The sequence below is a fragment of the Streptomyces sp. NPDC030165 genome, assembly GCF_055573595.1.
Genome location: NZ_JBVIBD010000018.1, coordinates 153,309 through 172,668, shown reverse-complemented (window position 1 = coordinate 172,668; position 19,360 = coordinate 153,309). Strand labels below are relative to the sequence as shown.

Here is a 19,360-nt window from a genome sequence, read left to right as displayed (position 1 = left end):
TGTCCGCCGACGGGGCGGCCAGGGGAATCCGCGCTGCCTGCCGTACGGGGCCGCGCGCGCGGAAACGGTTGGGCCGGGCGGGTGGCCTTCGCGGCGGCGGCCGACGTGTCGCCCGCCCCCGCGGCGGCCGGTCCCCTTCAGTGGTGGAGCCATAGATGTGATGAGCCGCAAAGTCGGCCGAACGTGATCCGTGGCCCCGCGGCCCGCCGCGGGGCGCGGCGCGGGCGAGCCCCGGAGGTAACCGTGATGACCCACCCCGTCAGCTCAGGCGGCGCGGCCTGCCGCAGGCGCCGCTGTGCCGCGCTCCTCGCTGCCGGAGTGCTGCTGCCGCTGCCGGTCCTGACCGGTTGCGGCGGAGGTGACGACGCCGAGGAGGCCGGTCCCGGCGCTCAGGACATCTCCGTCACCGCCCGCGAACGGGTGCGCCAGGGCGGCACGCTGCGCTGGGCCGTGGACGCCGTACCCGGCACGCTGAACGCCTTCCAGGCGCGCGCGGACGCGGCCACGCGGCGCGTCACCGACGCCGTACTGCCCCGGCTGTTCACCCTGGACGAGCGCGGCCGGCCGCAGCGCAACCCGGACTACCTGGACGCCGCCGACGTCACCGACCGCGAGCCGCGGCAGACCGTCGTGTACAAGCTCGACCCGAAGGCGCGGTGGAGCGACGGGCGGGCCCTCGGGGCGGAGGACTTCGCCGCGCAGTGGAAGGCGCTGAACGGCAAGGACAACGCGTACTGGAGCGCGCGCAACGCCGGGTACGACCGCATCGAGAAGGTCGAGCGGGGCGGCGGCGCGCACGAGGTCAAGGTCACCTTCACCAAGCCGTACGCCGACTGGGAGTCGCTGTTCACGCCGCTGTACCCGAAGAGCGTGACGGGCGACGCGCGCGCTTTCAACGACGGCGCCCGCGAACAGCTCGGAGAGGTGGCCGGGCCGTTCACGGTGCAGGAGCGGGACGGGCAGGCCGGCACGCTCACCCTCGTACGCAACCCGAAGTGGTGGGGAGCGCCCGCCAAGCTGGACCGGATCGTGCTGACCGCGCTGCCCCGGGACAAGCGGGCCGCGGCACTGACCGAGGGGACGATCGACCTGGCCGAGGTGGACCCCGCCGACGCCCGGCGGATCACCGCGGCGCGCAAGCCCCCGGCGTCGCGGTCGGCGAGCCCCGGATCGCCGGGCGCGAAGTCGCCCGACGCCGGATCCCCGGATGCCGGATCCCCGAGCGCCGGGGCGCCGGACGGCGCGTCGGAGGCCGGACGCGTCGAGGACGCCGACGCCGGCCGCTCCCCGGCCCCGCGCGGCGACGACGCGCCGCCCCGCCGCGTGTCCGCCGCCGAGCGGGACGCCCTGCGCCGCTACACCGTCCGCAAGGCCCTGGAGCCCGCCTACACGCAGCTCGCCCTCAACGGCAGCGTCAGCCCGCTCGACGACGACCGGGTGCGCCGCGCGGTGGCCCGCGCCGTCGACCGGCAGAAGCTGGCCGACTCCGTGCTCAAGCCGCTCGGCCTCCCGAACCGGCCTCTCGGCAGCCACCTGCTGATGGCGGCCCAGCCCGGGTACGCGGACCACAGCGGCGCCCTCGGCGGGCCGGACACCACGGCCGCGCGGGCGATGCTGGCGGACGCCGGGTGGCGGGCACCGGGCGGGGGCTCGGCGCAGCCGCAGAAGCCGGAGAGGAAGGCGGACGCCGACCGGGGCGGCTCCGACGGCAAGGCGGGCGACGTGGAGCGCGTGGCCGCCGTACCGACGACGCCGCTGTCCTCGGCCGGAGTACGGGCCGCCGACCTCCAGCGGGCCACCCTGCTGCGGCAGAGCGGCTTCTTCTACAAGGACGTGGCCGCGCAACGGCGTACGCAGGCCGAGGGTGACACCACCGTCGCCGCGTACGCGGACTACCGGCGCTACGAGATGCTGGCGGCCGGCGCGCTGAGCGCGGCCGAGATGATCGAGGTGGCCCCGGCGCCCGGCGGCCCGGGCATCGGCGCCCGGCCGGCGGACCGCGGCCGGGTGACCGACGGCAAGCCGGTCGAGGGCGGCCTGGCCGCCCCGGCGGACGTCTTCCGGGCCGACCCCGCGGCCCACGGCCCGGTCCCGGCCCTGAAGAAGGACGGCAAGCCGCTCGTCCTGCGCTTCGTGCTCCCCGACGGCCCGGGCTCCGAGCGGCTGCGGACGGTGGCCGACCGGATCTCCGCCATGCTCGCCCGGATCGGGGTACAGACCGCCGTACAGAAGGTGCCGGACAAGAGCTACTTCGAGGACCACATCGCGGCCGGCGACTTCGACCTGGCGCTCTACACCTGGCCCGCCTCCGCCTACCCGGCCACCGACGGCCGTCCGATCTACGCCAAGCCGCAGCCCGCCGCCGACGGCAGCCTCGCCGTCGAGCAGAACTACACCCGGGTCGGCACCGACCACATCGACCAGCTCTTCGACCAGGCCGCCGCCGAGCTGGACGAGGACGCCTCCCGCGAGCTGGTGGACCGCGCCGACGCGCGGATCTGGGCGGCGGCCGGGTCCGTACCGCTCTACCAGCGGCCGGAGGTCGTCGCGGCGAAGGAGAACCTGGTCAACGCGGGCGCCTTCGGCTTCTCGACGCCGCGCTTCCAGGACATCGGCTACCGGAAGTGACCGGCTACGAGGAGTGACGACCGGACGCGACGGGCCGGACGTGGCGGGCCGGGGCAGGACGGACCGGGCCGGTGGCCGGCCGGAGCGGGAGACCGCCCGGCCGGCCACCGCTCGTCTCCCCGCCCGCCGCCGCGCCCCGCGCGTACGGTTACGGACGGGTGGCACCCGGGCGAAGCGGACGTGGGTGCCCGGCGTACAGTGGCCGTTCGATTATGTATCACCGCAGGTCAGAAGCGGTTCCGGCGCCCGGGGGCGGCCGATGCCGCGGCAGCCCCGTACCATGGGGTGAGGCCGTGGCGTCTTCATGCCCGGCAGGCACACGTACCGGACCGTACGTGCCGCCATCCACGATCCGGGAGAAGCGCCGCAGTATGCCCACGCGCCACGACATTCGTAACGTCGCCATCGTCGCCCACGTCGACCACGGCAAGACCACGCTGGTCGACGCCATGCTCAAGCAGGCCGGCTCCTTCGCCGCGCACGCAGCCGAGTCCCTCGACGACCGCATGATGGACTCGAACGACCTGGAGCGTGAGAAGGGCATCACGATCCTGGCCAAGAACACGGCGGTGAAGTACCACCCCAAGGATGGCGGCGACGTCATCACCATCAACATCATCGACACCCCCGGCCACGCCGACTTCGGTGGCGAGGTCGAGCGCGGCCTGTCGATGGTGGACGCGGTCGTGCTGCTGGTGGACGCCTCCGAGGGCCCGCTGCCGCAGACCCGCTTCGTGCTGCGCAAGGCGCTGGACGCGAAGATGCCGGTCATCCTGTGCATCAACAAGACCGACCGCCCGGACTCCCGGATCGCCGAGGTCATCGACGAGACCTACGACCTGTTCCTGGACCTGGACGCGGACGAGGACCAGATCGAGTTCCCGATCGTCTACGCCTGCGCCCGTGACGGCGTCGCCTCGCTGACCAAGCCGGAGGACGGCACGGTCCCGCAGGACAGCACCAACCTGGAGCCGTTCTTCAGCACGCTGCTGGAGACCGTCCCGGCCCCCGAGTACGACGAGTCGGCGCCCCTCCAGGCCCACGTCACCAACCTCGACGCCGACAACTTCCTCGGCCGTATCGCGCTGCTCCGCGTCGAGCAGGGCGAGCTGCGCAAGGGCCAGACCGTCGCGTGGATGAAGCGCGACGGTTCGGTCCAGAGCGTGCGCATCACCGAGCTGATGATGACCGAGGCGCTCACCCGCAAGCCCGCCGAGGTCGCTGGCCCCGGTGACATCTGCGCCGTCGCCGGCATCCCCGACATCATGATCGGCGAGACGCTGGCCGACCCGGAGAACCCGGTCGCGCTGCCGCTGATCACGGTCGACGAGCCCGCCATCTCGATGACCATCGGCACCAACACCTCGCCGCTGGTCGGCCGCGGCGGCACCGGCAAGGGCGCGGACGCCAAGGCCGCGACCAAGGACCGCAAGGTCACCGCCCGCCAGGTCAAGGACCGTCTGGACCGCGAGCTGATCGGTAACGTCTCGCTGCGCGTGCTGGACACCGAGCGCCCCGATGCCTGGGAGGTGCAGGGCCGCGGTGAGCTGGCGCTGGCCATCCTGGTCGAGCAGATGCGCCGCGAGGGCTTCGAGATGACCATCGGCAAGCCGCAGGTGGTCACCAAGGAGGTCGACGGCAAGACCTACGAGCCCGTCGAGCGCATGACGATCGACGTGCCCGAGGAGCACATGGGCGCCGTCACGCAGCTCATGGGTGTCCGCAAGGGCCGGATGGACAACATGTCCAACCACGGCTCGGGCTGGGTCCGCATGGAGTTCGTCGTGCCGTCCCGCGGCCTGATCGGCTTCCGTACGGAGTTCCTGACCAACACCCGCGGCACCGGCATCGCGCACTCCATCCACGAGGGCCACGAGCCCTGGTTCGGCACGCTGACGACCCGTAACAACGGTTCGCTGGTCGCCGACCGGGCCGGCGCGGTCACCGCCTTCGCGATGACCAACCTCCAGGAGCGCGGTGTGCTCTTCACCGAGCCGGGCACCGAGGTGTACGAGGGCATGATCGTCGGTGAGAACTCGCGCTCCGACGACATGGACGTGAACATCACCAAGGAGAAGAAGCTCACCAACATGCGCTCCTCCTCGGCCGACTCCTTCGAGGCGATCGTGCCGCCGCGCAAGCTCTCCCTGGAGCAGTCGCTGGAGTTCTGCCGCGACGACGAGTGCGTCGAGGTGACTCCGGAGGCGGTCCGTATCCGCAAGGTCGTCCTGGACCAGAAGGAGCGCGGCCGCACCGCTTCGCGCGCGAAGCGCTGACGCCCGCCGCGCGGCCGGGCCGTCACGCCGGGTAATTCCCGGCGCCGGCCCGCTGATTACGCTCCGAGAGCGCCCCACCGGATTTCCGATCCGGTGGGGCGCTTTCCGTTTGCCGGTACGGCGTACCGGTTAGCGCATTCATGATCACTGTGTCAACGGGATTCCGGTTGCGATCCGGCCATGGCGAGTCCGAATTGCGGACGAAGATCATCATGTGTGGTGCCGACGGTCCGTTTCGTTACCGTCTGGATGGTTTGGTTTGTCCGGATTCCGAACTCTGGGAAAACGGATGTGACCAAACCGAGACCCCTTACACGTGGTTTATGGGGCGAACGTGACTGAGACTGGGGTGCATTGAGCTCGGGTCAATGGGTCACGCGCTGTGGGGAGCGCCGACTCACGAGCAGCAGGGGCTGGTCGCTGGCTGTCAGGGGTGTCAGCTGCGGGCAGCTCCTTTCCATGAAGTGAATGGACTCATGAGGAGGCAGTCCCATGCGCGGTGCCAAGAGCGCCACCTGGGTCGCAGGTGCGATAGTCGTGGCGATGACCGCCACGGCGTGCGGCGGCGGCAGTGGTAGTGGCAACAAAGCGGCCGTTGACCCCAACGGCACGTACACCTACTACAACACCGAGCCGCAGCACGAGCTGATCCCGACCAACAGCAACGAGGTCGGCGGCGGCTACATCATCAAGAACCTCTTCCGCGGTCTGGTCGACTTCGACGCCAAGGGCAAGCTGCGTTACCAGAACGCCGAGAGCGTCGAGTCCACCGACAACCAGCACTTCACGGTGAAGCTGAAGAAGGGCTGGAAGTTCCACAACGGCGAGCCGGTCACCGCCTCGTCCTTCGTGGACGCCTGGAACTGGGGCGCCAACGCCAAGAACGCCCAGCTCAACTCCTCCTGGTTCGAGTTCATCAAGGGTTACGAGGACGTCCACCCGAAGGAGGGCGACCCGAAGACCGACAAGATGTCGGGCCTGAAGGTCGTCAACGACAACGAGTTCACCATCGAGCTGTCGAAGCCGGTCTCCACCTTCAAGGAGCGGCTCTTCTACGACGCCTTCTTCCCGCTGCCCAAGGCGTTCTTCAAGGACCCCAAGGCCTTCGGTGAGCACCCCATCGGCAACGGCCCGTACCAGCAGGACGGGAACTGGGAGCACAAGGTCCAGTTCAAGACGAAGAAGTTCGCCGACTACAAGGGCGAGGACAAGCCCAAGAACGGCGGCGTGATCTTCAAGTTCTACAACACGGACGACAGCGCCTACAACGACCTGGTCTCCGACAAGGTCGACATCATGTACAAGGTCCCGAACTCGGCGACCAGCAAGTTCAAGGCCGACCTCGGTGACCGCGCCGTCAACGAGCCGTACGGCGGCCAGACCACCATCGCCTTCCCCATGTACGACAAGGAGTGGGGCAAGCCCGAGAAGGCCAAGGTCCGCCAGGGCCTGTCCATGGCCATCGACCGCGACACCATCGTCAAGACCGTCCTGAAGGACGCCTACGACGCGGCCGACGGCTGGGTGCCCACCGTCGTCGAGGGTTACCAGAAGGACGTCTGCGGCGAGTTCTGCAAGTTCAACCCGACCAAGGCCAAGCAGCTGATCAAGGAAGGCGGTGGCGTCCCCGGCAACAAGATGACCATCACCTTCAACAACGACGGCGGCCACCGGGACTGGGCCGAGGCGGTCTGCAACGACATCAAGCAGAACACCGGCGTGAACTGCGCCGCCCAGCCGCGCCCGACCTTCCAGCAGGTCCGTAACGAGATCACCGGCAAGAAGATGGACAGCGCCTTCCGCATGGCGTGGGTCCAGGACTTCCCGAACATCGCCAACTTCATCTCCGAGCAGTACCGCACCGGTGCCGGCGCGAACGACATGGGCTTCTCCGACCCCGAGCTGGACAAGCTGATGGACCAGGCCAACGCGGCCAAGACCATCGAGGAGTCCAACAAGCTCTACCTCCAGGCCGAGAAGAAGCTGACGGAGACGATGCCCTCCATCCCGCTGTTCTTCGACCACACCCTCGGCGGCTACTCGAACAACGTGCAGAACGTGAAGTTCGACACCTACCGCCAGGCGATCTGGACCGACGTCGAGGTCAAGAAGAAGTAACCGGGACGCTGCATGTGACGCAGGCCCAGTAGCCGCCCGCCCCTACCACCCCAGGGGCGCGGCGGCCGCTGGGCCCGTCAGCGACAGGAGGAACCATGGGGCGTTATGTCGCGAGGCGACTGCTCCAGATGATCCCGGTCTTCATCGGGACCACTCTGCTCATTTTCCTGATGGTGTATTCGCTGCCGGGCGACCCCATCAAGGCGCTTTTCGGTGACAAGGCCGCCGACCCGGCCACCGTCGCCAGACTTCGGCACCAGTTCGGGCTGGACCAGCCCATGCTGACCCAGTACTGGAACTACCTGACCGGCCTGTTCAAGGGCGACTTCGGGCAGAGCTTCACCGGCCGCCCGGTCGCCGACCTGATCGGCGAGGCCTTCCCGGTCACCATCCGGCTGGCGCTCTACGCCTTCGCCATCGAGGTCGTCATCGGTGTCGCGCTCGGCATGCTCACCGGCCTCAAGCGCGGCAAGTTCATCGACCAGCTGGTCCTGGTGCTCACCCTGATCGTGATCTCGGTCCCGGTGTTCGTGCTCGGCTTCCTCGCCCAGTTCTTCCTGGGCCTGAAATGGCAGCTGATCACACCTACGGTGCAGGACTCCATGAACCTGGGGCAGCTGACCGTACCGGCGATCGTGCTCGGCGCCCTGTCGCTGGCGTACGTCACCCGGCTCACCCGTACCACCGTCGCGGAGAACCTGCGCGCCGACTACATGCGCACCGCGCTCGCCAAGGGCCTGCCCAAGAGCCGGCGCCTGGGCGTGCACCTGATGCGCAACTCCCTGATCCCCGTGGTCACCTTCCTCGGCACCGACCTCGGCATGCTGATGGGCGGCGCCATCGTCACCGAGGGCATCTTCAACGTCCAGGGCATCGGCAACACGCTCTACCGGGCGATCCAGACCAGTGAAGGCCCCACCGTGGTCGGCATCGTGACGGTGCTCGTCCTGATCTACCTCGTGAGCAGCCTGGTCGTGGACCTGCTGTACGCCGTTCTGGACCCGAGGATCCGCTATGCCTGAGAAGACAACAGTGAACCCCGGCAGCGTCGCGGGCCCGGGCACCACCGGCGACACCGTGGACCTCGCGGCTCCCGGCGTCGGCGCCGCCGCGGCCGATGCCGCCGGCGGACCCGCCAACAAGCCCCGCAGCCTCGGCCAGGACGCATGGCGCGAACTGCGCGTCCGGCCGATGTTCTGGATCGCCGGCGTGCTGCTCGTCCTGCTGGTCGTCATGGCGATCGTGCCGTCGCTCTTCACCGGCGCCGACCCCGACCACGCCGACCTGCGCAACCACTACCTGGGCGAGCCCCAGTGGTCCCACCTGTTCCAGGTGGACTGGTTCGGCTACAACAAGCAGGGCCAGAGCGTGTGGGCCCGTACGGTCTACGGCGCCCGCGCCTCGATCATCGTCGGCGTCTGCGTGACCGCCGCGGTCACCGTCTTCGGCGGCCTGCTCGGCATGCTCGCGGGTTACTTCGGCGGCTGGGCCGACGCCCTCCTGTCGCGCATCACCGACGTGTTCTTCGGCATCCCGCTGCTGCTCGGCGCGCTCGTACTCCTCCAGGCGTTCACCAACCGCACCGTGTGGACCGTGACCCTGGGCCTGTCCGTCTTCGGCTGGATGCAGCTCGCCCGCGTCATGCGCGGCGCGGTGATCACCCAGAAGCAGTCGGACTTCGTGACGGCCGCCAGGGCGCTCGGCGCCGGCAACGGCCGCATCCTGTTCAAGCACATCCTTCCGAACGCCATCGGACCGGTCATCGTCGTGGCCACCATCGCGCTGGCCGGCTACATCTCCGCCGAGGCCACCCTGTCCTACCTGGGCATCGGGCTCCAGCCGCCGGCCATCTCCTGGGGCGTGGACATCTCCGCGGCCAAGGACGTGCTGCGCGACGCGCCGCACGTGCTGCTCATCCCGTCGGCGTTCCTGAGCATCACGGTGCTGGCGTTCATCCTCCTCGGCGACGCGGTGCGCGACGCCCTCGACCCCAAGCTGCGCTGAGGGAGGCGTACGTGACCACCATCTCCAAGACCGCGGACGTTCCCAAGCCGGGGACGGACGGCGAGGCCAGCGGTCCGCTGCTCGACGTCCGTGACCTGCACGTCGAATTCCACACCCGGGACGGCGTCGTCAAGGCCGTCAACGGCGTCAACTACAACGTCAGCGCCGGTGAGACGCTCGCCGTGCTCGGCGAGTCCGGTTCCGGCAAGTCCGTCACCGCGCAGGCCGTGATGGGCATCCTGGACATGCCGCCGGCGAAGATCCCGCAGGGCGAGATCCTCTTCCGCGGCCAGGACATGCTGAAGATGTCCCCCGAGGAGCGCCGCCGGACCCGTGGCGCGAAGATCGCCATGATCTTCCAGGACGCGCTGTCGTCGCTGAACCCGGTGCTCACCGTCGGCTACCAGCTCGGCGAGATGTTCCGCGTCCACCAGGGCATGTCCAAGAAGGACGCCAAGGCCAAGGCCATCGAGCTGATGGACCGGGTGAAGATCCCGGCCGCGGCGGCCCGGGTCTCGGACTACCCGCACCAGTTCTCGGGCGGTATGCGCCAGCGCATCATGATCGCGATGGCGCTGGCCCTGGAGCCGGACCTGATCATCGCGGACGAGCCGACCACCGCGCTCGACGTGACCGTCCAGGCCCAGGTCATGGACCTGCTCGCGGACCTCCAGCGCGAATACAACATGGGCCTGATCCTGATCACCCACGACCTGGGCGTGGTCGCCGACGTCGCCGACAAGATCGCGGTGATGTACGCGGGCCGGATCGTCGAGCACGCACCCGTGCACGAGCTGTACAAGAACCCCGCGCACCCGTACACGCGCGGCCTGCTCGACTCCATCCCGCGCCTGGACCAGAAGGGCCAGGAGCTGTACGCGATCAAGGGCCTGCCGCCCAACCTGCTGAACATCCCGCCGGGTTGCGCGTTCAACCCGCGCTGCCCGAAGGCGCAGGACGTCTGCCGCACGGAGGTGCCGCCGCTGCACACCGTCGCCGACGGCCGCGGCAGCGCGTGCCACTTCTGGGAGGAGACGATCAATGGCTGACCCGAAGAAGGACGCGCGGCGCGAGCCCATCCTCGAAGTCCGCAACCTGGTCAAGCATTTCCCGCTCACCCAGGGCATCCTGTTCAAGAAGCAGGTCGGCGCGGTCAAGGCCGTCGACGGCATCTCCTTCTCGCTGTACGAGGGCGAGACCCTCGGCATCGTCGGCGAGTCCGGCTGCGGCAAGTCCACCGTCGCCAAGCTGCTGATGAACCTGGAGCGGGCGACGTCCGGCGAGGTCTTCTACAAGGGCGAGGACATCTCCCGGCTGTCGGGGCGTGCGCTGAAGGCCGTACGGCGCAACATCCAGATGGTGTTCCAGGACCCGTACACCTCGCTCAATCCGCGGATGACGGTCGGCGACATCATCGGCGAGCCCTTCGACATCCACCCGGAGGTGGCCCCGAAGGGCGACCGGCGCAAGAAGGTCCGGGACCTGCTGGACGTCGTCGGCCTGAACCCCGAGTACATCAACCGCTATCCGCACCAGTTCTCGGGCGGCCAGCGCCAGCGCATCGGCATCGCCCGCGGCCTCGCGCTCAACCCCGAGATCATCATCTGCGACGAGCCGGTCTCGGCGCTGGACGTGTCCGTCCAGGCGCAGGTCATCAACCTGATGGAGAAGCTCCAGGACGAGTTCAACCTCTCCTACCTCTTCATCGCCCACGACCTGTCCATCGTCCGGCACATCTCCGACCGGGTCGGGGTCATGTACCTCGGCAAGATGGCGGAGATCGGCACCGACGAGCAGATCTACGACCACCCCACCCACCCGTACACCCAGGCGCTGCTCTCCGCCGTCCCCGTACCGGACCCGGAGGCCCGCACCGGCCGCGAGCGGATCATCCTCTCCGGCGACGTGCCGTCCCCGGCCAACCCGCCGTCGGGCTGCCGCTTCCGCACCCGCTGCTGGAAGGCGCAGGACAAGTGCGCCGAGGAGGTGCCGCTGCTCGCCGTCCCGGAGCGCTTCGCCGCCACCGACAGCCTGGCGGCGCACGACTCGGCCTGCCACTTCGCTGAGGAGAAGGACGTGATCGGCGCGGCCTGAGCCGGCCCGCACGCGCGTACGCGGGGGCGCCCGGAGCTTCGGCTCCGTGCGCCCCCGTACGCGTACGACCGGGCCTTACGCCCCAGCCCCCTTGGGCACCACGGTGAACCACACCGCCTTCCCGTTCGGATAGTCCCGCACCCCCCAGCTGTCGGCGCAGGCCTCCACGATCCCGAGCCCGCGGCCGTACTCCTCATCGGTCCCGGCCTTCTGCCGCTCCGGCGCGCCCGGCCCGGTGTCCCACACGGCGATCGTGAGATCGAACGGCGAGCGGTCCACACTCACGTAGGCATCGGTCTTCGCGTACTGGTACGAGTTGGTCACCAGCTCCGACACCATCAGCTCCGCCGTCTCCGTCAGACAGGTCAGCCCGGCCCCGTCCAGGATGTGCCGCAACGCCGCTCTGACGACACCGACCGCCCGGGGGTCATGCGGAATGAACAGGCCGTAGGACCAGGTCTCGCTGGGCGTGCTCATGAGACAGCCTCCAGGTGAGTGCAGTCTGTGACTGGTGCCGCACTCAAGGTAGCGATGGGTGGCGTATACGTGCAACCAACTCACGGAATTGGCCAGTTGGGCCATACTGCGAGAGGAGAACCAGGGAGGGATTGATGGGCCTGAGGGCGAATCCCACGTACCGGCAGCGACGTTTCGGCGCTGAAGTTCGCAGGCTACGGGAGCAGGCGGGCTGGACCGTCAGCGAGGCCGCAGACGTGATGGGTATGCGGCAGTCGCACGTCAGCAACGTCGAAGCGGGCCGGACTCCGCTGGCGCCGGAGCGGCTGCGCGCACTGGCTCAGACCATAAGGGGTACACGTTCTACCTACCTCGAAGCGTTGATCGAGATGGGCGAGGCCCGGGGCAAGGGCTGGTGGAGCACCTACAGAAGCGCGGTGCGGCCGTCGCTTCTCGACCTCGCGGAACTGGAATCCGGAGCCGAACGCCTGCTCTGCTACGAACCGATGTTCATCCCGGGGCTGTTGCAGACCCGTGAGTACGCCGCGGCCATCCACCACGAGGGGTACACCCGGGAGACCAGGAGGGAACGGAACCTCGCGATCGACTTCCGGCTCAGGCGTCAGCAGGTGCTGAACGGCAACGAGGCGCCGCGCACCCACCTGGTCGTCCACGAAGCGGCACTGCACGTGTCGCTGGGCAAACGCGGCGTCATGCGCGATCAGTTGATCCGGCTGATCGAGATGTCGCGGCTCCCCCACGTCACCGTGCAAGTGCTGCCCTTCGCCGGGCCCGTGCCCTTCGGCACGTCCTTCACGGTGGTGGTGCCGAAGGCCGAGGAACTGAGCACCGTCGTCGTATCGCATGTCGAGAACTCCCTGTACCTCGGCGACTCGGACGCTCTTGCGAGGTACCACGCCACGTTCGCTAGGCTCAGCGAAGTGGCCTTGCCTCCGGTTGACGCCGCAGTCCTGCCCGAGGCGCACGCGGTCAAGGATTCGCTGGGGCTCATCCAGCGTCTTCTGTACCCCCTGCTTTAGGAAGGCCCGGATGACCCAGCTCGCGTGGCAGAAGTCCAGCTTCAGTGAAGGCGGCGCCGACACATGCGTCGAGGTGGCCGCAGGGCCCGGCGCGCGCCGGCGCGTGCGGGAGAGCGCCGGGCCCGAGACGGTACTCGGGGTCTCCGTGGACGCGCTGGCCGGACTGGTGCGGACGCTGAAGACGGGAGCGTTCGACCCCGCGTCCGGATGATCCACGGGCGGGCCCGGGACGGGCGGCGCAGACTGGAGGCGTAGGCACGTCCCACCGGGTGGGGTGAGTGCGATGCGCCGCCACGGCATCACGACGTCAGCCGCCGTCCTCGCGGCGGCCGCGGCCGCGTCGGCGGGCTGCGGGTCCTCCGGTGAGGGCCGGCCGGACCGTACGGAGACCACGGTCACCAGCACGCGTACGGTCACCGGGGAGCCCACGCCCTCCGGCAGCGGGACGGGCGGGACCAGCGCGTCACCGGAGACCGGGCCGACGGCCACCGCGTGGGACGCCGCCTCCGTCGTCCAGGACTATTACGCGGCCGTCAACGCCCGCGACTTCCGGCGCGCCTGGGACCTCGGCGGCAAGAACCTCGGGGGCTCCTACGACGCCTTCGTGGCGGGCTTCGCGGACACCGCGCGCGACACCGTGCACGTCGTCGGGGTGAGCGGCGACGTGGTGACGATGACGCTCGACGCCGAGCAGCGGGACGGGTCCGTCCGGGCCTTCGCCGGGACGTACACGGTCCGGGACGGGGTCATCGTCGCCGCCGACATCGGGGCGGTGGCGGGGCCGACGCCGAGTGGCGGGGACGGAGGTTCCCCTCGTCCCGGCCCGTCGACGGGTGGGCCCGACATCGACTGCTCCGATCTCGACGGCCCGACCGCTGTGGGGCCCGGCGACCCGCACCGCCTGGACCGGGACGGTGACGGCATCGGCTGCGAGCCCCACGGGGAGTGACGAAGATCGCTCGTATGGGGGGTTCTGTCCCGTGTTGCGCCCGGGTAGCGGGTGTCGGGGCGTGTGAGGTGTCAGGTTGGGGCCGGTAGGCCGGGTGGGTGCCCGGGGGCGCAGCTCTGAGGAGGCAGGTCGTTGCGGGGAGCCTGGCGCGTCGGTTCGGCGTTCTTCGCGGCCGCCGTGGTCGTCCTGGCGGCCGCCGGGTGCGGTGGGGGCGGGCAGGACCCCACGGTCGTCCGGGCGTCCTGGGGTGATCCGCAGAACCCGGTGGAGCCGGCCAACACCACCGACGTGCAGGGCGGCAAGGTGCTCGACCTCGCTTTCCGGGGGCTGAAGCGGTACAACCCGCGGACCGCCGTGGCGGAGAACATGGTCGCGGAGTCGGTCGAGTCGCCGGACGCGCGGAATTTCACGGTGAAGGTCAAGCCGGGGTGGACGTTCAGTAATGGCGAGAAGGTGACGGCCCGTTCCTTCGTGGACGCCTGGAATTACGGAGCGCTGGTCACCAACCGGCAGCAGGGTGCGCCGTTCTTCAGTTATGTGGAGGGGTATGAGGAGGTGCATCCCGAGGAGGCGGGGGCGAAGCCGGCCGCGAAGACGATGCGCGGCCTGCGGGTGCAGGACGAGCTGACCTTCACGGTGCGGCTGAACCAGAAGTTCGGGCTGTGGCCGGACATGCTCGGCTACAACGCTTTTCTGCCGCTGCCCCGGATGTTCTTCACCGATCACGACGCGTGGCTGGCGAAGCCGGTCGGCAACGGGCCGTACGCCGTGCAGTCGTACGCCAAGGGCGGGATCATGCGGCTGCGGAAGTGGGAGAACTATCCGGGGCCGGATGAGGCGAAGAACGGCGGGGTGGACCTTCAGGTCTACACGGACAATGACACGGCCTACACCGATTTGATGGCGGGGAACCTGGATCTCGTCGACGACGTGCCGGCTCCGCAGTTGAAGCATGTGGAGAAGGATTTGGGCGGGCGGTACATCAACCAGCCCGCCGGGATCATTCAGACGCTGTCGTTCCCGATGTACGACGGGAAGTGGTCGAAGGCCGGCGTGGAGAAGGTCCGGCGGGGGATTTCCATGGCCATCAACCGGCCGGCGATCACCCGGCAGATCTTCCGGGGGACGCGTACGCCCGCCACCGACTGGACCGCGATGGCCCTGGGGGAGCAGGGCGGCTACCGGGCAGGGCTGTGCGGTGCGGCGTGCACGTACGACCCGGCCGCGGCCCGGAAGCTGGTGGCCGAAGGGGGCGGGATTCCCGGCGGCACGATGAAGGTGACGTACAACGCGGACACCGGTTCTCACAAGTTGTGGGTGGACGCCCTGTGCAACAGCGTCAACAAGGCGCTGGGCCGCCATGTGTGCGACGGGGCGCCGATGGGGACCTTCGCCGATTACCGCACCAAGGTCACTCAGAAGAAGATGAGCGGCCCGTACCGCGCCGGCTGGCAGATGGACTATCCGCTGATCCAGACCTTCCTGCAGAGCCAGTACTTCACCGGCGCGTCGTCCAACGACTCGGGCTGGAGCGACAAGGAATTCGACCGGCTGGTGAGCCGGGCCAACGCGGAGAGCGAGCAGCGGCAGGTGAACGCCACCTACCACCAGGCCGAGCGGATCCTGGCCCGGGAGATGCCCGCGATTCCGCTCTGGTACCAGAACGGCAGTGGTGGTTACGCGGACCGGGTCGAGCATGTGGCCCTCAATCCCTTCAGTGTCCCGGTGTACGGCGATATCACGATCAAGGACTGAGGGGCGGGCGGACGGCCATGGTGCGTTATGTGATCCGGCGGCTGCTGCAGATGGTGCCGGTCTTCATCGGTGCCACGTTTCTCATCTTCGTGATGGTGTACGCGCTCGGCGACCCGGTCGCCGCGCTGTCCGGCGACCGCGCGCCCGACCCTGCGACGGCCGCGCAGATCCGGCGCGAGCTTCATTTGGACCAGCCGCTCTGGCAGCAGTACCTGCATTACATGGGGCAGATTTTCAGCGGAGATTTCGGCACCACGTTCGACGGGCAGCCGGTCCTGGACAAGATGGGCACCGCCTTTCCCGTCACCCTGCGGCTGACCGCCGTCGCCATCGTCGCGGAGGTGGTGATCGGAGTGACGCTCGGTGTGCTCAGCGGGCTGCGGCGGGGGCGGCTGCTGGACTCCGGGGTGCTGGTGCTGACGCTGATCGTGGTGTCCGTGCCGACGTTCGTCAGCGGATATGTGCTCCAGTACCTGCTGGGCGTGAAGTGGGCGTGGGTGAGCCCGGCCGTCGCGCTGGGCGCGCCCCTGGACGAGCTGCTGCTGCCGGGCTGTGTGCTGGCGCTGGTGTCCCTGGCGTACGTCACCCGGCTCACCCGGACCTCGCTCGCGGAGAACGCCCGCGCCGATTATGTCCGTACGGCCGTCGCCAAGGGCCTGCCCCGGCGCCGGATCGTCGTACGGCACCTGCTGCGCAACTCGCTGATCCCGGTGGTCACCTTCATCGGCGCGGACGTCGGCACACTGATGGGCGGGGCGGTGGTCACCGAGCGGATCTTCAACGTGCACGGCGTCGGCTACGAGCTGTACCAGGGCATCGTCCGCCAGAACTCCCCGACCGTCGTCGGCTTCGTGACCGTGCTGGTCATCGTCTTCCTGCTGGCCAACCTGATCGTCGACCTCCTGTACGCCGTGCTCGACCCGAGGATCCGCTATGCCTGAGTCCGTGCCCGAGCGCCCGGAGCCGTTCCAGCCGTCGGGGGCCGGGACACCGCTGCCCGCCGTCGAGGCGGAGACCGTGGGCGGGCCGGGCGGAACACCCGAGGTGCCCGGCGCCCCGGGGGCGCCGCAGGGGACCGGTGTGCAGCCGGCCGGCGGCCGGACACGCAGCCTGTGGTCGGACGCCTGGCACGACCTGCGCCGCAACCCGGTCTTCATCGTCTCCGGCCTGCTGATCCTCTTCTTCCTGCTGATCGCGGCCTGGCCGTCGCTGCTGACCGGCACCGACCCGCTGGACTGCGACATCACCCTGTCGCAGGAGGGTGCGCGCGCCGGCCACCCCTTCGGCTTCGACACCCAGGGCTGCGACGTCTTCGCGCGGACGGTGCATGGGGCCCGCGCCTCCGTGACGGTCGGCGTGTGCGCCACGGCGGGGGCCGCCCTCCTCGGTGGTGTGCTGGGCGGTCTGGCCGGGTTCTTCGGCGGCTGGTGGGACGCGCTGCTCTCGCGGATCGCGGACATGTTCTTCGCCATCCCGATGCTGCTGGGCGGCCTGGTCTTCCTGTCCGTCGTGCCGTCCGGGTCGGTGTGGCCGGTGGTCGGGTTCATCGTGCTGCTGGGCTGGCCGCAGCTCGCGCGGATCGCCCGGGGTTCCGTACTGACCGTCAAGCAGGCCGACTTCGTGCAGGCCGCGCGGGCGCTGGGGGCCGGGAACACCCGGCTGCTGCTGCGGCACCTGGCGCCGAACGCGGTCGCGCCGGTGATCGTCGTGGCGACCATCGCCCTCGGTACGTACATCGCGCTGGAGGCGACGCTGTCCTACCTGGGCGTGGGGCTGAAGCCGCCGACCGTCTCCTGGGGCATCGACATCTCCGAGGCGTCCAAACAGATCCGCAACGCGCCGCACATGCTGCTGTGGCCGGCGGGCGCGCTCAGCCTGACGGTACTGGCGTTCATCATGCTCGGCGACGCGGTGCGCGACGCCCTCGACCCCAAGTTGCGCTGAGGAGACGGTGGATGACGGTGGACGGGACGGGGCAGGCCGCCGGGGCGGGTGGCGGCACCCTGCTGGACGTACGCGACCTGAAGGTGGAGTTCCGTACGCGGGACGGGGTGGCGCACGCGGTCAACGGGGTCAGCTACCGGGTGGGCGAGGGCGAGACGCTGGCCGTGCTGGGCGAGTCGGGCTCGGGCAAGTCGGTGACCGCGCAGGCCGTCCTGGGCATCCTGGACACCCCGCCCGGTTACGTGACGGGCGGCGAGGTCCTCTTCCACGGACGGGACCTGCTGCGGATGGGCGCCGAGGAGCGGCGCCGGACCCGGGGCACCGAACTGGCGATGATCTTCCAGGACGCGCTGTCGGCACTCAACCCGGTGCTGAGCGTGGGGGCGCAGCTCGGGGAGATGTTCGAGGTGCACCGGGGCATGTCCCGCAAGGAGGCGCGGACCTGCGCGGCCGAGCTGATGGACCGGGTGCGCATCCCGGCCGCGCGGAGCCGGGTGGGCGATTACCCGCACCAGTTCAGCGGCGGTATGCGCCAGCGCATCATGATCGCGATGGCGCTGGCCCTCGGACCCGACCTGATCATCGCGGACGAGCCGACGACGGCGCTCGACGTGACGGTGCAGGCCCAGGTCATGGACCTGCTCGCGGAGTTGCAGCGGGAGTACGCCATGGGTCTGGTGCTGATCACGCACGACCTGGGCGTGGTCGCGGACGTGGCCGACCGGATCGCGGTGATGTACGCGGGCCGGATCGTGGAGACCGCCCCCGTCCACGACCTCTACCGGGCGCCCGCGCACCCGTACACCCGCGGCCTGCTCGACTCCATCCCGCGCCTGGACCGCAAGGGCCGCGAACTGTACGCGATCAAGGGCCTGCCGCCCAGCCTGACCGCCATCCCGCCGGGCTGCCCCTTCCACCCGCGCTGCCCCAAGGCGCAGGACGTCTGCCGTACGGACCGGCCGCCGCTCTACGACGTGGCGCCGGGCCGGGCCAGCGCCTGCCACTTCTGGGAGGAGACCGTCAGTGAGCGAGGAGAGCGCCCGTGAGCGCTGAGGCGGAGGGGCACACAGGGGAGACGGTCCTGGACGTCCGGGACCTGGCCAAGCACTACCCGCTGACGCGCGGCGTCGTGCTGCGCAAGCAGACCGGCTCGGTCAAGGCCGTGGACACCGTCTCCTTCGCCCTGCGCAAAGGGGAGACGCTGGGCATCGTCGGGGAGTCCGGCTGCGGCAAGTCGACGGTCGCCAAGCTGCTGGTCGGGCTGGAGCGGCCGACGGGCGGCCGGATCCTGTACCGGGGGGAGGACATCACCCGGCTGTCGGGGCGTGCACTGAAGGCCGTACGGCGCAACATCCAGATGGTGTTCCAGGACCCGTACACCTCGCTCAATCCGCGGATGACGGTCGGCGACATCATCGGCGAGCCCTACGAGATCCACCCGGAGGCGGCCCCGAAGGGCGACCGGCGCAAGGCGGTGCGGGAGCTGCTGGACGTGGTCGGGCTCAACCCCGAGTACATCAACCGCTATCCGCACCAGTTCTCGGGCGGCCAGCGCCAGCGCATCGGCATCGCGCGCGGCCTGGCGCTGCGCCCGGAGGTGATCGTGGCGGACGAGCCGGTGTCGGCGCTGGACGTGTCCGTCCAGGCGCAGGTCGTCAACCTGCTGGAACGCCTCCAGGACGAATTCGACCTGTCGTACGTCTTCATCGCGCACGACCTGTCGGTGGTCCGGCACATCTCCGACCGGGTCGCGGTGATGTACCTCGGCCGCTTCGTCGAAGTCGGTACGGAGGACGAGATCTACGGCCACCCGACGCACCCGTACACGCAGGCCCTGCTCTCCGCCGTCCCCGTACCGGACCCGGAGGCGCGCGCCCGGCGCGACCGCATCCTGCTGAGCGGTGACGTCCCCTCACCGGCCGACCCGCCGTCCGGCTGCCGCTTCCGCACCCGCTGCTGGAAGGCGCGGGAGCGCTGCGCGCTGGAGACGCCGGCGCTGGCCGTGCCGGAGGGGTTCGACGAGGTGACGGGCCCGGCCCGGCACGCCTCGGCGTGCCACTTCGCGGAGGAACGTCAGGTCGTGCCGGGCGGGTGAC

Annotated in this window: 16 protein-coding genes; 15 read left to right on the top strand and 1 reads right to left on the bottom strand. The window is 69.7% G+C overall.

Annotated elements, in window-relative coordinates:
* Window positions 1–246: 246 nt before the first annotated feature.
* The 7 genes from ACZ4Z1_RS30020 (at window position 247) to ACZ4Z1_RS29990 (ending at window position 11,120) form a co-directional block, all read left to right on the top strand.
* Window positions 247–2,628: an ABC transporter substrate-binding protein gene (locus ACZ4Z1_RS30020; RefSeq protein ID WP_468489775.1), complete on the top strand. Its 2,382-nt coding sequence runs from the start codon at window positions 247–249 to the stop codon at window positions 2,626–2,628.
* 371 nt (window positions 2,629–2,999) lie between these two features.
* Window positions 3,000–4,904 carry a translational GTPase TypA gene (typA, locus tag ACZ4Z1_RS30015; RefSeq protein ID WP_398166712.1) on the top strand — a complete coding sequence of 635 codons (1,905 nt, stop codon included), beginning with the start codon at window positions 3,000–3,002 and terminating at the stop codon, window positions 4,902–4,904.
* Between the two features lie 492 nt (window positions 4,905–5,396).
* On the top strand, window positions 5,397–7,022 hold the full coding sequence (locus tag ACZ4Z1_RS30010) for a peptide ABC transporter substrate-binding protein (RefSeq protein WP_468489774.1): 1,626 nt from the start codon (window positions 5,397–5,399) through the stop codon (window positions 7,020–7,022).
* 95 nt (window positions 7,023–7,117) lie between these two features.
* The gene (locus ACZ4Z1_RS30005; RefSeq protein WP_053802700.1) at window positions 7,118–8,044 is read left to right on the top strand and encodes an ABC transporter permease; all 927 of its coding nucleotides are present in this window, start codon (window positions 7,118–7,120) and stop codon (window positions 8,042–8,044) included.
* Complete coding sequence (locus tag ACZ4Z1_RS30000; RefSeq protein ID WP_468489773.1) at window positions 8,037–9,026, top strand: ABC transporter permease; 990 nt, start codon at window positions 8,037–8,039, stop codon at window positions 9,024–9,026. The genes ACZ4Z1_RS30005 and ACZ4Z1_RS30000 overlap by 8 nt, the downstream gene beginning before the upstream one ends.
* An 11-nt stretch (window positions 9,027–9,037) precedes the next feature.
* The gene (locus tag ACZ4Z1_RS29995) at window positions 9,038–10,075 is read left to right on the top strand and encodes an ABC transporter ATP-binding protein (RefSeq protein ID WP_468489772.1); all 1,038 of its coding nucleotides are present in this window, start codon (window positions 9,038–9,040) and stop codon (window positions 10,073–10,075) included.
* Complete coding sequence (locus tag ACZ4Z1_RS29990; protein ID WP_468489771.1) at window positions 10,068–11,120, top strand: ABC transporter ATP-binding protein; 1,053 nt, start codon at window positions 10,068–10,070, stop codon at window positions 11,118–11,120. Before ACZ4Z1_RS29995 ends, ACZ4Z1_RS29990 begins: the two co-directional genes overlap by 8 nt.
* A 75-nt stretch (window positions 11,121–11,195) precedes the next feature.
* Here ACZ4Z1_RS29990 and ACZ4Z1_RS29985 read toward each other — a convergent pair whose 3' ends face one another.
* Window positions 11,196–11,597, bottom strand: coding sequence for an ATP-binding protein (locus ACZ4Z1_RS29985; RefSeq protein ID WP_468489770.1), 402 nt, complete (start codon window positions 11,595–11,597; stop codon window positions 11,196–11,198).
* Window positions 11,598–11,731: 134 nt separating this feature from the next.
* On the opposite strand from ACZ4Z1_RS29985, the gene ACZ4Z1_RS29980 reads away from it, so the two are divergent.
* From ACZ4Z1_RS29980 to ACZ4Z1_RS29945, 8 genes are all read left to right on the top strand, one after another.
* The gene (locus ACZ4Z1_RS29980) at window positions 11,732–12,616 is read left to right on the top strand and encodes a helix-turn-helix domain-containing protein (RefSeq protein WP_468489769.1); all 885 of its coding nucleotides are present in this window, start codon (window positions 11,732–11,734) and stop codon (window positions 12,614–12,616) included.
* A 10-nt stretch (window positions 12,617–12,626) separates the two neighbouring features.
* Window positions 12,627–12,827 (top strand): DUF397 domain-containing protein, encoded by a 201-nt coding sequence (locus tag ACZ4Z1_RS29975; protein WP_468489768.1) that lies wholly within the window; start codon window positions 12,627–12,629, stop codon window positions 12,825–12,827.
* Window positions 12,828–12,899: 72 nt separating this feature from the next.
* A complete protein-coding gene (locus tag ACZ4Z1_RS29970) occupies window positions 12,900–13,565 on the top strand; it encodes an excalibur calcium-binding domain-containing protein (protein WP_468489767.1) in 666 nt (221 codons plus the stop codon).
* A gap of 132 nt (window positions 13,566–13,697) precedes the next feature.
* Window positions 13,698–15,320: a peptide ABC transporter substrate-binding protein gene (locus ACZ4Z1_RS29965; RefSeq protein WP_468489766.1), complete on the top strand. Its 1,623-nt coding sequence runs from the start codon at window positions 13,698–13,700 to the stop codon at window positions 15,318–15,320.
* Between the two features lie 17 nt (window positions 15,321–15,337).
* Window positions 15,338–16,261: an ABC transporter permease gene (locus tag ACZ4Z1_RS29960; protein ID WP_468489765.1), complete on the top strand. Its 924-nt coding sequence runs from the start codon at window positions 15,338–15,340 to the stop codon at window positions 16,259–16,261.
* Window positions 16,254–17,264: an ABC transporter permease gene (locus ACZ4Z1_RS29955; RefSeq protein ID WP_468489764.1), complete on the top strand. Its 1,011-nt coding sequence runs from the start codon at window positions 16,254–16,256 to the stop codon at window positions 17,262–17,264. The genes ACZ4Z1_RS29960 and ACZ4Z1_RS29955 overlap by 8 nt, the downstream gene beginning before the upstream one ends.
* An 11-nt stretch (window positions 17,265–17,275) precedes the next feature.
* Complete coding sequence (locus ACZ4Z1_RS29950) at window positions 17,276–18,310, top strand: ABC transporter ATP-binding protein (protein ID WP_468489763.1); 1,035 nt, start codon at window positions 17,276–17,278, stop codon at window positions 18,308–18,310.
* Window positions 18,307–19,359, top strand: a complete 1,053-nt coding sequence (locus tag ACZ4Z1_RS29945; RefSeq protein WP_468489762.1) for an ABC transporter ATP-binding protein — start codon at window positions 18,307–18,309, stop codon at window positions 19,357–19,359. Before ACZ4Z1_RS29950 ends, ACZ4Z1_RS29945 begins: the two co-directional genes overlap by 4 nt.
* Window position 19,360 lies beyond the last annotated feature (1 nt).

Excerpts from the sequence above, each read along its gene's own strand:
- ACZ4Z1_RS29980 (WP_468489769.1), top strand. The coding sequence starts at position 11,732 with ATGGGCCTGAGGGCGAATCCCACGTACCGGCAGCGACGTTTCGGCGCT.
- ACZ4Z1_RS29960 (WP_468489765.1), top strand. The coding sequence starts at position 15,338 with ATGGTGCGTTATGTGATCCGGCGGCTGCTGCAGATGGTGCCGGTCTTC.
- ACZ4Z1_RS29975 (WP_468489768.1), top strand. The coding sequence starts at position 12,627 with ATGACCCAGCTCGCGTGGCAGAAGTCCAGCTTCAGTGAAGGCGGCGCC.
- ACZ4Z1_RS30010 (WP_468489774.1), top strand. The coding sequence starts at position 5,397 with ATGCGCGGTGCCAAGAGCGCCACCTGGGTCGCAGGTGCGATAGTCGTG.
- ACZ4Z1_RS30020 (WP_468489775.1), top strand. The coding sequence starts at position 247 with ATGACCCACCCCGTCAGCTCAGGCGGCGCGGCCTGCCGCAGGCGCCGC.
- ACZ4Z1_RS30005 (WP_053802700.1), top strand. The coding sequence starts at position 7,118 with ATGGGGCGTTATGTCGCGAGGCGACTGCTCCAGATGATCCCGGTCTTC.
- typA (WP_398166712.1), top strand. The coding sequence starts at position 3,000 with ATGCCCACGCGCCACGACATTCGTAACGTCGCCATCGTCGCCCACGTC.
- ACZ4Z1_RS29955 (WP_468489764.1), top strand. The coding sequence starts at position 16,254 with ATGCCTGAGTCCGTGCCCGAGCGCCCGGAGCCGTTCCAGCCGTCGGGG.
- ACZ4Z1_RS30000 (WP_468489773.1), top strand. The coding sequence starts at position 8,037 with ATGCCTGAGAAGACAACAGTGAACCCCGGCAGCGTCGCGGGCCCGGGC.
- ACZ4Z1_RS29970 (WP_468489767.1), top strand. The coding sequence starts at position 12,900 with ATGCGCCGCCACGGCATCACGACGTCAGCCGCCGTCCTCGCGGCGGCC.
- ACZ4Z1_RS29985 (WP_468489770.1), bottom strand. The coding sequence starts at position 11,597 with ATGAGCACGCCCAGCGAGACCTGGTCCTACGGCCTGTTCATTCCGCAT.
- ACZ4Z1_RS29990 (WP_468489771.1), top strand. The coding sequence starts at position 10,068 with ATGGCTGACCCGAAGAAGGACGCGCGGCGCGAGCCCATCCTCGAAGTC.
- ACZ4Z1_RS29950 (WP_468489763.1), top strand. The coding sequence starts at position 17,276 with ATGACGGTGGACGGGACGGGGCAGGCCGCCGGGGCGGGTGGCGGCACC.